Here is a 14,622-nt window from a genome sequence, read left to right as displayed (position 1 = left end):
CGCAAGCACAGGCGCAACAACCCAAGAGTTGGGGCGACCCTTGCAAGATCAATCAATCCTCTGAGGCAATCATGAAAAAATCGATAAAAGCGGTGACGATTATTGCGATGTTGAGCGGCGCAAGTTCGGTCTACGCGACAGGCCAGATCCAGGGCGACCTGGACATCCAGCTTGCCATTGGCGACGGCTGCGAAATCAGCAACGGTACCTCCTCCGGCAGCAGCACCGGCAACTCGTTTGGCAAGATCGATTTCGGTACCCAGTCTTCGCTGACGACCAGCGTGATCGACGCACAGTCCGTGGCGTCCACCGGTACCGGCACCATCCAGTTGAACTGCACCAAGGATGTGGCCTATACGATCAGCCTGGGCAACGGCCGCAACGCCACTAGCGGTCAGCGCAACATGAAGGCCTCCGGCACTGATCTGGTCGCCTACAACCTCTACCAGGATGCCGCCCGCAGCAAGGCCTGGGGCGACACTCCGAGCAACCAGCTCACCGGCAAGGGCACGGGCGCCCCAATCGACCTGACCGTGTACGGTCGCGTGCCCAAGGCCATGACGCCCCCCGCTGGCGTGTACACCGACTCTGTGCTGGTCACGGTGGCCTGGTAAATGCACCGCGCCTTCATGGGCGACGATCGCATTCGCCGCCCTGCCGCCACGGGAACTCTACTGATCCTAGTTCTCGCGTCGCTGCATGCCAGCGGCCCCGTGCAAGCCGCCAGCAAGAGCGCCACGATTGGCTTCAGGCTGATGGTGGCGCAGGCCTGCGAAGCCGGCGGCAGGGCGGGCGCCGCGGCGGTCAACTTCGGCACGCTGGACATGGGCACCGTGCCGTCCTTGCGCAACCAGGTTGAAGCCGCCGGCACCCTGAGCAACGCGGGCGCGATACGCGTGAAATGCGCGCCGGGCATCGCCTACAAGGTATTCCTCGGCAAGGGGCTCAACGACACCGGCGCGCAGCGCCGGATGATCGGACCTCAAGGCGGGCTGATCGAGTACGGGCTGTACCAGGACAGCGGCCACAGCCGCCCCTGGGACAGGACGAATGGGGTCAGCGGGCAGGGCTCGGGCGCTGACGCGCTGTTGCCGGTCTATTCCGTGGTCAAGCCGCAGCGCACGCCCGTAGCGGGCGTCTATCGCGACACGGTCCAGGTCGTGGTGGAGTGGTGATGCGTATGTCCAGACTGCGCACGGTACTGCTTGCCCTGGCCATTGTCACCTCACCCCTGACCGGCACGGTCCATGCCGGTTCAAAGCAACAGACCTTGACGGTCGCCGCCGCCATCACGCCCGGTTGCCGTCTGGGAAGCGGTCAGACCGATGTCAGCACTTACGGCGATATAGACCTGGGTTCGGTCGCCGATGTCGACGACGCCATATTCGCCACCTCCAGCGTCGGAGCCGGCACCATCGTCATGAACTGTACGCCGGGCACCGACTATCGGATCTCCATCAACAATGGACAGTGGTCCGTCGGGCCCCGCGGTCATCGGCGCATGAAGAACATGACGTCGAACGACAACTCTTTTGTCACCTACATCCTTTACCAGAATTCCAATCACGCGCAGATCTGGGAGGAAGGTTCATGGGCCAAGAGCGGTCTGGCCAAGGGCGGCGCCGAAGAGTTCCCGATCTACGTCGTCGTGCTTCCAACACCTAGTGCGAAGCCCGGCATCTACACCGATACCGTGGTCGTCACGGTTTCCTATTGAGTACCCACAACATGAGTTTTCTTGCCCGGACGCTGGGCGTCCTGATCCTCGGCATGGTTTTGCCCGCGGCAACGCAGGCGCAATCGTCGCTGCTGGTCTGGCCCATCGATCCCACGATCGAACACGACCAGAACGGCACCGCCCTCTGGCTGGAAAACAACAGCAAGATGCCGTCTCGGCTGCAGGTCCGCGTGCTGGGCTGGAACCAGGCAGAGGGAGAGGAAGACTATACGCCGCAGGACATCATCGTTGTCAGTCCGCCCGCCGCCGAAGTGCAGCCGGGACAGCGCCAGCTGCTGCGATTGATCCGTACCCAACCTGTGCCCGCCGGCACCGAGCGCGCCTTCCGCGTGCTGATCGACGAGATACCCGCAGCCCCATCTCCCGAGGCCGAAGGTCCGGCCGCGGCGCCCGGCAAGCGCTCCGTGGGGCTGGCCCTGCAGATGCGCTACTCGGTACCGCTGTTCGTCAGCGGCGAAGGCGTCTGGACGCGCCAGGACTATCAGAAACCCCGCGACATGACGAAAGCCACGCAACCACAGCTCAAGTTCCGCGTGGAATCCCGCGACGGCGGCCAATGGCTGGCCGTGCGCAACGATGGGCAGGCGCATGCGCGGCTGTCGGCGGTGACGTACCAGCAAGGCGGCCGCCCGACCTGGGAAGTGCCGGGCCTGCTGGGCTACGTGCTGGCGCATTCCGAAATGCGCTTCAAGCTCGCCGGCGTCGGCGCGGGCGGGGTATTGAAGGCCAAGGTCAACAGCAACCCGGACGCGCAAGCGATCCCCGCCTGCGGAACATGCTCGCCATGAAACGACGCCTCGTACGATTCCGCAACGTGCCTTGCACGCTGGCTTTCGCGCTGGTGATGGCCGCGAGCGCCCCCGCGCGGGCCAAGGACAAGCTCCGCGATTTCAAGCTGCCTGACTCCACGCTGTACCTGGAGCTGGTCGTCAACGGCAAGACGTCCGGCGAGATTCTGCCCGTGCCCTATCGCGACGGACACTACTATCTACCGACGGACAAGCTGCGCGCCATGGGCGTCTCGGTGAGCGTCGAGCAGGAATCGCTGGTGGCGGTGGATCTGATCCAGGGCGTCAAGGCGACGCACGACAACGCCAGGCAGCAATTGCTGATCGAGCTGCCGCCCGACTGGCTGCCCGACCAGATGTTCGGCGGCGAGAGCCAGCGCTACATGCAGGCCCGCAGCAGCGTCGGCCTGCTGATGAACTACGACATCTACGCCAACTTCAACCGCACGCGCGGCCTGCGCAACAACAACCGGCTGTCCGCCTGGAGCGAACAGCGCCTGTTCAGCCCCTACGGCATCTTCTCGAACACCGGCGTCTGGTATGGCGGCACCAGTATGGGCGGCGACAACGACCGCTCGCGGTACCAGCGATATGACACCGGCTGGTCCTACAGCGACCCCTTGTCGATGCGCAAGTACGCGGCGGGCGACCTCGTCACGGATGCCCTGGCGTCCTCCAGTTCGGTGCGCATGGCCGGGTTTCAGATCGGCAGGAACTTCGCCACGCGCCCCGATCTGGTGACCTACCCCCTGCCCAGTTTCGCCGGCCAGACGGCGGTGCCCAGCACGGTGGATCTGTTCATCAACAGCTACAAGATGGACTCCTACCGGGTGGACCCGGGCCCGTTCACCTTGCAGACCATGCCATACATCAATGGCGCGGGCAGCGCCACGGTGGTGACGCGCGACGCGCTCGGCCGGGAAGTCAGCAAGGACGTGTCGTTCTACGTCTCCAACGACCTGCTCAAGCCCGGCCTGACCGACTACAGCCTGTCCGCCGGCCTGCTGCGTCAGGACTACGGGCTGGCGTCCGGCCGGTATGCACATCCCGCGGCCTCGGGTGTGTTCCGCCACGGCGTGACGCCGGAGTGGACCGTGTTCGGCTGGGGAGAAGGCGCCAGTGGCCTGCACGATGGCGGGCTGGGCTCGAACGTGCAACTGGGCATGCTGGGCGTGCTGACCGGGTCCTGGGGCGCCAGCAAGACCGACCCGCGCGCCATCGGCCCGCAGCGCGCCTGGCGCAACTCGCGCTGGGACGACCGCTGGCCCTATCGCGACGAGGACATCGACCTGAAGCCCACGGAGGCCGACAGCGGCAGACAGCTTTCCTATGGCTACTCCTACAGCTCGTCGCAGTTCAGCCTGAACGCCAGGCGCACCCAGCGCAGCGCGCACTACGCCAATCTGGGCACGTACCGCAATACCGGCCGGCTGAGCCGGCGGGAAGACGTGGTCACCGCCAGCGTGGCGCTGGGCGACTACGGCACTGTGGGCGCCGGCTGGGTCGACACCCAGGACGCCACCGGACGACAGCTGCGCCTGATCAACCTGTCGCACAGCGTCAGCCTGTGGCGTAGTGCCTTCCTGTACACCAGCGTCAATCGCGAGGTGGGCGGCAACGACGTCAACGCGCAGGTCACCCTGTCCATCCCACTGGGCGAGCGTTCCACGACCAGCGTGTCGCTCATACGCGGCAACGACGGCCGGCGTTCGGGGCAGGTCAACTACAACCATTCCGCGCCGGCCAGCGGCGGCCTGGGCTACAGCCTGGGCCTGAGCGACGGTCAGGACATGGACCAGTACCGACGCGCGGACTTGTCATGGCGCGGCACCCAGTATGAAGTGCGCGGCGGCACCTATGGCACGCGCTCGTCCCAGAATGGCTGGGCGCAGCTCAGCGGTTCGCTGATTGGGCTGGACGGCCAGCTCTACGCCGCCAACAAGGTCAACGATGCCTTCGCGCTGGTGTCCACCGCCGGCTATCCCGACGTTCCTGTGCGCTACGAAAACCAGTACCTGGGCAAGACCAACAACAACGGCTATTTCCTGATTCCGTCCATGACGTCCTGGTACCCGGCGCGCATCCAGATCGATCCGATCGACCTGCCCGCCGACGTGAAGACGCCGGACGTCGAGACCCAGGTGGCGGTGCGCGCGGGCAGCGGCTACGTGGTGGACTTCAAGCTGGAAAAGCTGCGTGCCGCGCTGCTGCAACTGCGCGACAGCAACGACGAGGTTCTGCCGCGCGGCAGCCAGGTGACCGACATCAGCTCGGGCGCGACTGGCTGGGTGGGCTGGGAAGGCGAAGTCTACCTGGAGAACGTGCGCGACGCGCTGCGTTTGAACGTCGTGCGCGCCGACGATGGCAAGGCTTGCCAGGCTTCGGCCGCACTTCCGCCGATGGCTGGCATAACGCGTATCGGTCCTCAAACATGTCAATGATTAAAGTTTCAACCATGATCAGAATTTTTACTCATCGTTTCTCCTGGTTTTTGGCACTGGTTTTGCCGCTATTGACGAATATCGTCCAGGCTCAACCGAGAGCGGGCGAAAACTGTTCGGGGGGGCAGGTCTATATGGTCGATTTCGGACCGACCGACTCGATTCAACTATCCAATCAACGGATGGGACGAGAGTTCGACTCGAGCTTCCGATGCAACAAGTTCACGCTGACTTTCCTGACCCAATCCAAGCTCTGGATCAAGGTGAACAACACGAACGGCTACAAGCTGAACAACGCTGGCTCGGGCAGCATTCCGTATCGCATATTTCTTGACGGCAATATGTCGGACGAAATACGCAGTAACACCGAATTCGAGATTTCGAGCAAGATCAACATCATCCTCAACGGAGAGGCGTTGTCGAACAGAAAGCTCTATATCCAGACGCAACCTGCCGGCCCAGGGCTTGTCGCCGGGCGCTACACGGACACCTTGTCCATCACGTACCGTTGGCGCATCTGCACGGTGGGCTTTGTCTTTTGCGCATGGTGGTACGAAGACTCGGCCACCGTAACGGTGAATCTGGCCCTCACCGTCGTCCCGACCTGCGAATTTCGCACCACGCAACCCCGCATCGACTTCGGCGCCCAACCTCTGGTATCCCAATTTGGCGATGCCCGCGCCGATATCGACTTCGTATGCACCAACCAGTCCGTCTACAACGTCCACATCAGCGACGGCGACAACCCATCGGGCTCCTGGCGCCGCATGAAAGGAACAGGCGTCGCCTCGAGCAACAGCTACATCGAGTACCAGTTGTTCGAGTCGGGCGGCAATTCACCGATCAGCGCCAGCAACCGCCAGCGCGGCCAGGGCACGGGCCAGATGCAACGGCTTTCGGTGACGGGCCGGGTAAACCTGAATCAAGCGGACGTCCCCGTCGGCAGCTACATCGACCGGCCAGTCGTCATAATCGAATATTGAACATGCCAGCGGCTGCCGCTCAGAAGAGCAGCAGTGGCTGGCATGGTTGTTCATAGATGCTGGCCTGCGCCCGGCTTGAGCATCTGCACTGGCGTCTCGTCGGCATGTAGCACTGATTTGCCCAGCACTTCGGCTTTTAGCGCATCGACCAGCGGGTGCAACCGCTGCCCGCACACGCCGACTCACTCGCCCAGCGTCGAGCGCGTCGGCGCCAGGCCGGAGCGCGTAAAGGTGCCTTCCTGGCGGTATATCGGCAGGTGGTCGGCGAACTTGGCCACCAGCACCTGCGCCAGCAGTCCCGCCGTCGGGATACCCTTGTCGATGACCTACGCGGGCACGGGCGCCTGCGTGAGCGCCTGGCAACGCTCGCACACCCATTTTCCGCGGATGTGGCGCTCGACCGTAAAGACGCCCGGCAGGTAGTCCAGCTTCCCGCTGACGTCCTCGCCGATGCGCTTCAAGCCGCAGCGGCACGTCGTGGACTCCGGTTCGTGATGGATGTCGGTGCGTGGCAGTTCGACCGGCAGCCTCATGCGGCGCGGGCTTGGCGGGTACCGCCTCGTGCAGCGCGTTGGCTTCCTCTTCGATAGCCGCCATGTCGGCATCCATCGTCTCTTCCAGAAGGCTTGCCTGCGCGGGGGGCAACCGCTCGCTGCGCTTGCCATAGCGCCAGCGCTTGTACAGCGACAGCTCCTGCATGAGCGGGTCGATGTGCGTCTGTTTGATGTGCATACCCGATCTCGCTCGGCAACCACCGCATCGTGCGTTGCTATCTGGGCGTCACGCGTGGCTGAGGAAACAACCTATTGGAGCATCACACTTAGGTATCAGGACAGGCCGTGAAAAAGACTTGCTGTGAGGCAAGAGTTTGTCCGTAATACAGTTCTTCCTTACAGCAGGAATAGATAAAGTCCATTTATAAATCATATGCTTATGGACTTAATGCTAGCCTCGTTTCCCGCTCCAAATTCACAAAAACGCCGCTCATTCGAGCGGCGTTTTTGTTTGCGCGTCATAAAAGCCTCTTCACTACGTTGGTTTATCGCGAGCCCTTGTCCGGGGGCTCCAGCGGTCTGCAATCATGTCGGAAAATGATATTTGATTGATCGAATATGATATTGAACCCAATGGCGCCGGGACCTAGTTTCTCCATCGAAAGCAGCTTGCCCCTACCTATAAGAATAAAGGTATGCATCGATGACCCCCGGATCGCCTTCTGCCACCACCATCGAAAGCCGTGGTGTCGACACTGTCCCGGTCGGTGAAAGAAACTACCGCCCCTGGCATGTATTCACGGTCTTGTACGGCAGCAACCTGACCTACAGCGTCATCATCTTCGGATCCTTTCCTATCCTGTTCGGCCTGAGTTGGTGGGCTTCGGTCGCTTCCATCCTCTGCGGCTGCCTGATCGGTTCCCTGCTGCTGGCGCCCATGAGCCTGTTCGGCCCGCGCACCGGCACCAACAACGCGGTGTCCAGTGGCGCGCATTTCGGTGTCGCCGGACGTTTCATCGGCACCTGCCTGGCCTTGTTCTCGGCCCTGGGTTTCATCGCCATCACCATCTGGACCAGCGGCGATGCCCTGGCGGCGGGTTTCGGCAGAATGATGGGGATCACTCCCGGGCCATTGCACCAGGCCGCCTGCTACGCCCTCATCGCGATCGTGGTGATAGTGGTGGCGGTACGCGGTTTTCATCTGTTGGTGCGTATCCAGGAGCGCCTGATGATGCCGTTGATGAGCGCGGTGCTGTTGCTCGGCTTGCTGGCATTCGGCGAGGGTTTCGATGCCGGTTACGCCGGCGGGGAATATGCCCTGGGCGATTTCTGGCGGACCTGGATCAGCAGCATGCTGATCAATGCCTCGGTGGTGCTGTCCTATGGCGTCTTCGTCGGTGACTGGACGCGCTATATCGATCCCCAGCGCCACTCCTGCCCGAGCATCATGGCCTGCACCTTTTTCGGCGGCGTCCTGGGCATGGGCGGGCCCATGCTCTGGGGTGCCTTCGTCTGCGTCAGCTTCGCCGGCGAGGCGGCCAACTTCATCCCGGCGCTGATCTCCCATTCACCCTCCTGGTATGTCGCCGGCCTGGTGCTGCTGGGCCTGGTCGCCGGCATCGCCCAGGCGACGGTCGGCCTCTACGGCACCGGGCTGGACACCTCGTCGTTGATCCCGCGCCTGAATCGCCAGCAAGCCACGCTGGGAATCGCGATGGTCGCCGTGGCGCTGGTCTACCTGGGGGTGTTTGCCTGGAGTGCGGTCAGCGTGGTCAATGCCTTCCTGGTCTTGCTGCTGGTGATCACCGCGCCCTGGATCCTGATCATGACCATCGGCTATGCCCAGCGGCGTGGTCACTACTACTGCGATGACCTGCAGGTCTTCACCCGGGCACAGACCGGCGGGCGCTACTGGTATGTCCGCGGCATCAATTGGCGGGCCACGGGTGCCTGGCTGGCCGCCGCGCTACTGGGCCTGGCCTTCTGCGCGGCACCGCCGCTGTATACCGGGCCCTGGGCCCACCTGGCTGGAGGCCTGGATCTGAGCTTCGTCGTGGCTTTCGTCTGCGGCGGCCTGCTGTTCTATCTGTCGCTGCTGCTCTATCCCGAGCCGGCCTATGTCTTCGGGCCTTCGGGCCCCGGGCTGGGCACCCGGGAGGCGGCGGGGGCGGCGCCCCGTGAAATCCACTTGCACTGACTTTCCTTCCTTCGTCTGTCCAGGAGTATCCCGACCATGGCTTCAGGTCCCGCTGTTTTCGCAGATAGTTGCGTCATCGTCACCGGAGGTGCCCAGGGCATGGGCGCGGAACATGCGGCCGAGTTGCTGCGGCGCGGAGCCCGGGTGGCGATTTTCGATATCGATGAAACCGCGCTGGGGCAGGCTAGGGTGCAACTCGCCGGCCTCGGACCGTTGCTGGCACTGAAGGTCGACATGAGCGATCGCCCAGCGGTGGAGGCGGCGGTGGCCTGTACCGCACAGCTGTTCGGCGGGATCGACGCCCTGGTCTCCAACGCTGGCACCGTGCACGCCCAGCAGGGCCTGCTCGACACCGACGATGCCGACTGGGACCGGACCATGGCGGTACATGTGGGTGGGGCCCGGAACCTGTGCCGGGCGGCGCTGCCCTGGTTGGAACAGAGCCGCCACCCACGGATCGTCATCATCTCCTCGATGTGGGCCCAGCGCGGTCCGGGCTTCGGCCATGCCTACTGCGCAGCCAAGGGCGCGTTGCTGGGCTTGGCGCGCAACCTGGCAGTGGAACTGGGGCCCAAGGGCATCCTGGTCAATACCGTGGCCCCGGGGAGCGTGGCCACGCGGATGGCCGCCGACTACGGCCCCGACGCGATCGCCGAGGATTGCAAGAGCATCCCCCTGGGACGCTGGGGCGATGCCTGGGAAATCACCCGGCTGGTGTGTTTCCTGGCATCCGCCGAAGCCGCCTACCTGACCGGCCAGACCATCGCCATCAACGGCGGCCAGATCATCGCGGGGTATTGACGCCATGGCTCCACAAGCATGCGGTACGACGGTGGCCACGGCCCTGGGGGCACGGCGAGTGCTGGGGCGCACGGGGCTGCGGGTATCGCCGGTGGCCCTGGGCACGATGCAGTTCGGCTGGACCGCCAGTGACGTGCAATCGATGCGCATCCTCGACGCCTACCGCGCAGCGGGCGGCAACCTGATCGATACCGCCAACATGTATGGCGGTGACCAGAGCACCGAGCAGTTCGCTGCCAACCGGGCCCATGTCGGCATGAGCGAAGACATCATCGGCCGCTGGTTGCAAACCCGGGGCGGGCGCGATGACCTGGTGCTGACCACCAAGGTGCGGGCGCGCATGTGGGAGGGGGCCGACGGCGAAGGATTGACCCGGGCCCACATCATGCGTGCGGTGGAGGACAGCCTGCGGCGCCTGCGTACCGAGTGCATCGATGTGTTGTATGCCCATTGGCCCGATCCCCAGGCCCATCCCGAGGAGTGGCTGGAGGCCTTCGGCGACTTGATTCGCCAGGGCAAGGTCGGGGTGGCCGGCACCTCCAACTTCTGCGGTTTCGAGACGTTCGGCGACTTGCTCACACCGCTGCTGGACCTGGCCCGGCGCGGCAGCGGGTATCCGGCGATCCAGGTGGAGCAACCACGTTTCAACCTGCTCAACCGTGGCGAGTACGAACCGGCACTGCAACGCATCGCCCTGGACCATGGGCTGGGCATCGTCACCTACTCCAGCCTGGCCAGCGGTTTTCTGGCCGGGGCGGTGCCGCTGCGCCAGGCACCTTGCGGATCGCGGGCGCGCTTCCTGGCGCAGTACTGCGTGGAGGAGGGCTGGCAACTGCTCGAGGCCCTGCAGCAGATCGCCCGGGACCTGCAGGTCCCGGTGGCCGCCGTGGCCCTGGCCTGGACCCAGGCGCAGCCGGGCGTCACCTCGACCCTCATCGGTCCGGACCGGCTCGAGCAACTGGCCGAGGCCTCCTGGTCGCCTGCCATCCGCCTGGACCAGGAGCAACTGGCCTGCCTGGACCGCCTGTCCTGGCGGCTGTCCCGGCCCGAATTCGTGCAGTGGTGAACGGCCGCCGGAGTACCGGCCCCGACACCCTGTCTCCATCGATATTTTCTTGAGGACCCTCATATGTCCGGATCACTCCCCGATCTGCCGCGCTTTCCCTGGCCCCATGGCAAGCAGGCCGCCGTGGCCTGGAGCTTCGACGTCGACGCCGAAGCCGCGATCCTGAGCAACGATCCCGTGGCCCGGTATCGCCTGGCGATGATGACCCACCAGATGTTCGGGCCCGAGGTCGGGGTGCCGCGGATTCTCGATGTCCTGCGGCGTTATGGCTTGCGCAGCACTTTCTTCATCCCCGGCTATACCGCCGAGCGTTATCCCGATATGGTGCGCGCCATCGTCGATGGCGGGCACGAGATCGGCCACCACGGCTACCTGCATGAGCCTTTGCGGGACATGAGCGCGCAACAGGAAGCGGATGTACTCGATCGCGGCCTGGAGGCCCTGGAGCGGGTCGCCGGGATGCGTCCCCGGGCCTTTCGCGCACCCCTGGGTGAAATGTCCTTCCTCACGCCGCCATTGCTGGCCGATCGCGGTTTTCACTACGACAGCTCGCTGATGGACAGCGACGCTCCGTACCTGCTGGATGTCGGCGATGGCAGCGGGCGGACCCTGGTGGAATTGCCGTTCCACTGGTCCAGCGACGATTGGGAGCAATACAACTGGATTCCCGGTTTCGACGATGGCCGCCCCATCGAGACTCCGCGCAAGGTACACGAGCTGTGGTGGACGGAGATCGAGGCCCAGGTGCGTTATGGCGGCCTGTTCAACCTGGTCAACCATCCCTTCGTCAGCGGACGTGCGTCGCGCATCCACGCCATGGAGCAGATGATCGAGCGCCTGTTGGACGACGAGCGCATCTGGTTCGCTTCGCTGGGGGACATCGCCGAGCATGTCCGCTCGCTGGAGCTGGCGCCACGGGTGCATGCGCCTTACCACTGGCCTTATTGAATGACGCTTATGGGGCTAGCCTGCTGTGAGCACAGGTTGCCGGGAGGAGAGCAGGAACATGGTGCGCTTGATCGCCACGCAGGAAACCAATCGTATCGCCGCCAACTTCCTGCGGCATCTGCGTCGCTGCCTGCGGGACTTTGCCCCGCCGTTCGACTTGTCGGCGGCGCTGCACCAGGTGGGTGTCGACGCCAAGGCCGTGCTGGCCGGCGACGAGCACGGCCTGAGTTTCCGGCAGTACTACCAGTTGCTCGAGCAAATCCCCGAGACCATGGCCGAGCAGGGCTTCTACCTGCGCCTGGGAGCGCTCTACGACATCACCGATATCGGCCTCTTGGGGTATGCCTGCCTGAGTGCGGAAAACCTGCGCAAGTCCTGGGACCTGACCTTCGGCAGCACGCCGTTGCTGCCCCATCCGCTGAACGGCACCAGGCAGGTGTGCGACGGGCGGGTCGAGGTGATCCTCGATTCGCCCCTGCACCCGAGCAATATCCGGGGCTTGCAGGAGGAATGGCTGGCCTCCACCTGGCACTGGATCTGCCAGCGCCTGCCCGCAGTCAGCGGCAGTCGGGAGCTGCGCCTTGAACTGGATTACCCGGCGCCGGCCTACAAGGCGCTCTATGGCGAGATCTTTCCTGGGCGGATCGAGTTTTCCCGGCCCTGCACCCGATTGTCGTTTCCCGAAGCCTGGTACGAATTGCCGTTTCCGGCGGCCAACCCCTCTACGTCGCGCCTGTGTCATGAACAATGCCTGTTGGTCATGGCCCAGCTCGATGGCAACAAGAGCGATCTGATCGATGAGGTGCGGCGCCGCTTGCTGATGAATCCCCAGCGCGAGTTTCCCAGCCTCGAGGCCATGGCCGAACGGTTCAGGATGACCCCGGTGACTTTCTACCGGCACCTGGCCAGGGCCGGAGTCAATTACCGCACGGTGGTCCTCGAGGTGCGCATGGGGCTAGCCAGGGAGTACCTGGAGAAGACTCGTATTCCCTTGCAGGAAGTTAGTTACACCCTGGGTTATGACTATCCGCCGAACTTCTACCGAGCGTTCAAGAAGTGGTTCGGCATGACCGCCCAGGAGTGTCGTTTCGGCCTGGAACAAGTCGCTCGGTGATCAACTTGCCGGTTGCCGCCTAACAGGCTGTTGAAAAACGTAGGCGAGGCAGCCAGCGCAAGGCAAAAACAGGCGAAAAAGCGCAGTTTACATGGGGTAAATGAGCATTTTGAGCCTGTTTTTAACGCAGCGATGGCAACGCAGTTAGTTTTTCAACGGCCTGCTAATGATATTCGAATGCCGGAAGATGATATTGAGGGCACGTTGGGGTTGATGGATCTTGTTCGCTAGATATCCCTGGCGAAGGTGTTCACATGAACAGCAACAAGAACAACAACTTCAAGTCGAGCCACACCGGGCATGGCACCGCAAAATCCGACACGGTATTCATCAACGGCAGCATCTACACCGTCGATGAACGACAACCCTGGGCCGAGGCGGTGGCGATAAAGGACGGGGTCTTCGTCGCGGTAGGCAGCAATGCCCAGATCCAGGCGCATGTCGATGAACACACCCGGGTGGTGGACCTGGAAGGTGCGTTCGCCATGCCGGGTATCTATGACATGCATACCCACCCCGACCTGGCCCTGGCGCCAGGCTACTCGGGCTACCTGGAGGTCGGCCTGGACAGCCCCACGCCGCAAGACATCGAGGCCAGCATCCTCAAGTACGCCAGCGAGCATCCGGGCGACGGCTGGATCTACGGGCAATACTTCGTCCACTTCGAGTTTCGCAAGGCCGGGATCGAGCCTGGCCGTGCCTGGCTGGACCGGATCATCGCCGATCGCCCGGTGGCGATCCTCGACCGCTCCTGGGGTTCGATCATGGTCAACTCCAAGGCCCTGGAGCTGGCCGGCATCGATGCGCAGACCAAGGACCCGGCCAACGGCTACATCGTCCGTGACTCGGTGACCGGCGAGCCCAGCGGCATCCTGGTGGACGGTGGCTACGCCATGATCCATGCGGCGATGCCGCCCACCCCGATGCACGCCCTGGTCCGTGCCTATAGCGAAGGCGTGCAGTACCAGACCGGTCGCGGGGTGGTCGGGACCAAGTATGTGCACGTCTGCGAGCATCGCCTCAATGCCCTCAAGACCCTGGACGACGCCGGGGACCTGACGCTGCGGGTCGAGGCGGCGATCAGTTGGCAAGACGATATCTTCCCGGTCAGGCGGCGTTGGGAGTTGCTCGCCGGCGAGCGGCACTTCTATCGCAGTGCCCGCTTGAATGCCGGCGCGGTGAAGTTCCACTTCGACGGCACCCACGAGACCCAGTCCTCGTATTTCGCCACGCCCTACAGCGGCGCCGGGCAGTGGCGCGGCAGCCTGAACCTGACCCCGGAGCACATCACCGATCTGGTGGTGGACCTGGACCGCCAGGGCATCCGCGTGATCGCCCACTGCACCGGCGATGCGGCGTCGGATATTTTCCTCGACGCGGTGGCCGAGGCCCGGCGGCGCAATGGGCCCGACGGCGTACGCCATCACTGTGCGCATTCATCGGTACTGCTGAACGAGAACCTGCCGCGTTTCAAGGAGCTGCAGGTCACCGCCGACTTCTCCCCGGTAGCCTGGTATCCCTATCCGTTCTCCATGGCCCGGGCCCAGGCCAATGGCGAGGAGCGCTCCCAGCGCCTGTTCAACTTCAAGGGCGTGCTCGAGGCCGGCGGGGTGGCGGTGTTGGGCACCGACTGGCCGGTATCCAACATCAACCCGTGGATCGGCTTCGAGACCATGATCACCCGCCAGAACCCCTGGGATCAGAGCGACGAGCGTTACTACGGCAGCCCCATTTCCCTGGAGCAGGCGATCCGCGTGATGACCATCAACGGCGCCTGGTGCATGGAGCTTGAGCATCGTTGCGGCAGCATCGAGGTGGGCAAGTCGGCGGACCTGATCGTGCTCGACCGCAACCTGTTCGAGCTCGAGCCCCGGGGCAATATCCACAACACCCAGGTCGAGCTCACCGTCCTGGAAGGCAGCGTGGTCTGGGATCGGCACGATCGTTTCGGCGGCACGTCCTGGCAGGCGCGCTGGCGCAAGGACCTGCCGCGGTTCTACGACAAGATGTAGCTGGTTGCGGGTGTGCCAGTCATTCGCGCGTTGAGCGCTC

General features: G+C 63.9%; 12 protein-coding genes and 1 pseudogene. 12 read left to right on the top strand and 1 reads right to left on the bottom strand.

Features of this window, described 5'->3' with window-relative positions; translation table 11 throughout:
* Positions 1 to 107 precede the first annotated feature (107 nt).
* Genes CAG11_RS17520 through CAG11_RS17495 form a run of 6 tightly spaced genes read left to right on the top strand, consistent with a single transcriptional unit; the run spans position 108 to position 5,950 of the window.
* On the top strand, positions 108 to 614 hold the full coding sequence (locus tag CAG11_RS17520; RefSeq protein ID WP_218191773.1) for a spore coat U domain-containing protein: 507 nt from the start codon (positions 108 to 110) through the stop codon (positions 612 to 614).
* Positions 615 to 1,175 carry a spore coat U domain-containing protein gene (locus tag CAG11_RS17515; RefSeq protein WP_085597222.1) on the top strand — a complete coding sequence of 187 codons (561 nt, stop codon included), beginning with the start codon at positions 615 to 617 and terminating at the stop codon, positions 1,173 to 1,175.
* A gap of 5 nt (positions 1,176 to 1,180) precedes the next feature.
* Positions 1,181 to 1,717 (top strand): spore coat U domain-containing protein, encoded by a 537-nt coding sequence (locus CAG11_RS17510; RefSeq protein WP_158091423.1) that lies wholly within the window; start codon positions 1,181 to 1,183, stop codon positions 1,715 to 1,717.
* 11 nt (positions 1,718 to 1,728) lie between these two features.
* Positions 1,729 to 2,526: a molecular chaperone gene (locus tag CAG11_RS17505; protein WP_085597220.1), complete on the top strand. Its 798-nt coding sequence runs from the start codon at positions 1,729 to 1,731 to the stop codon at positions 2,524 to 2,526.
* Positions 2,523 to 4,967, top strand: coding sequence for a fimbria/pilus outer membrane usher protein (locus tag CAG11_RS17500; RefSeq protein ID WP_158091422.1), 2,445 nt, complete (start codon positions 2,523 to 2,525; stop codon positions 4,965 to 4,967). Before CAG11_RS17505 ends, CAG11_RS17500 begins: the two co-directional genes overlap by 4 nt.
* A gap of 14 nt (positions 4,968 to 4,981) precedes the next feature.
* On the top strand, positions 4,982 to 5,950 hold the full coding sequence (locus tag CAG11_RS17495) for a spore coat U domain-containing protein (protein WP_158091421.1): 969 nt from the start codon (positions 4,982 to 4,984) through the stop codon (positions 5,948 to 5,950).
* Between the two features lie 68 nt (positions 5,951 to 6,018).
* Here CAG11_RS17495 and CAG11_RS34075 read toward each other — a convergent pair.
* Positions 6,019 to 6,723: pseudogene (locus tag CAG11_RS34075) on the bottom strand (transposase); the annotation flags it as partial.
* A 424-nt stretch (positions 6,724 to 7,147) separates the two neighbouring features.
* On the opposite strand from CAG11_RS34075, the gene CAG11_RS17485 reads away from it, so the two are divergent.
* From CAG11_RS17485 to CAG11_RS17460, 6 genes are all read left to right on the top strand, one after another.
* Positions 7,148 to 8,641, top strand: a complete 1,494-nt coding sequence (locus CAG11_RS17485) for a cytosine permease (RefSeq protein WP_085597217.1) — start codon at positions 7,148 to 7,150, stop codon at positions 8,639 to 8,641.
* Between the two features lie 36 nt (positions 8,642 to 8,677).
* Positions 8,678 to 9,442: an SDR family NAD(P)-dependent oxidoreductase gene (locus tag CAG11_RS17480; RefSeq protein ID WP_085597216.1), complete on the top strand. Its 765-nt coding sequence runs from the start codon at positions 8,678 to 8,680 to the stop codon at positions 9,440 to 9,442.
* 4 nt (positions 9,443 to 9,446) lie between these two features.
* Positions 9,447 to 10,508, top strand: a complete 1,062-nt coding sequence (locus CAG11_RS17475; RefSeq protein ID WP_085597215.1) for an aldo/keto reductase — start codon at positions 9,447 to 9,449, stop codon at positions 10,506 to 10,508.
* Positions 10,509 to 10,571: 63 nt separating this feature from the next.
* On the top strand, positions 10,572 to 11,456 hold the full coding sequence (locus CAG11_RS17470; RefSeq protein WP_085597214.1) for a polysaccharide deacetylase: 885 nt from the start codon (positions 10,572 to 10,574) through the stop codon (positions 11,454 to 11,456).
* Between the two features lie 58 nt (positions 11,457 to 11,514).
* Complete coding sequence (locus CAG11_RS17465; RefSeq protein WP_085597213.1) at positions 11,515 to 12,570, top strand: AraC family transcriptional regulator; 1,056 nt, start codon at positions 11,515 to 11,517, stop codon at positions 12,568 to 12,570.
* Between the two features lie 254 nt (positions 12,571 to 12,824).
* Complete coding sequence (locus tag CAG11_RS17460; RefSeq protein ID WP_085597212.1) at positions 12,825 to 14,582, top strand: amidohydrolase; 1,758 nt, start codon at positions 12,825 to 12,827, stop codon at positions 14,580 to 14,582.
* Positions 14,583 to 14,622: the final 40 nt, after the last annotated feature.

This window comes from Pseudomonas sp. B6(2017) (assembly GCF_002112765.1).
GTDB lineage: Bacteria > Pseudomonadota > Gammaproteobacteria > Pseudomonadales > Pseudomonadaceae > Aquipseudomonas > Aquipseudomonas piscis.
Note: the sequence above shows the minus strand (reverse complement) of the source record. Positions and strands in the feature narration are given on the sequence as shown.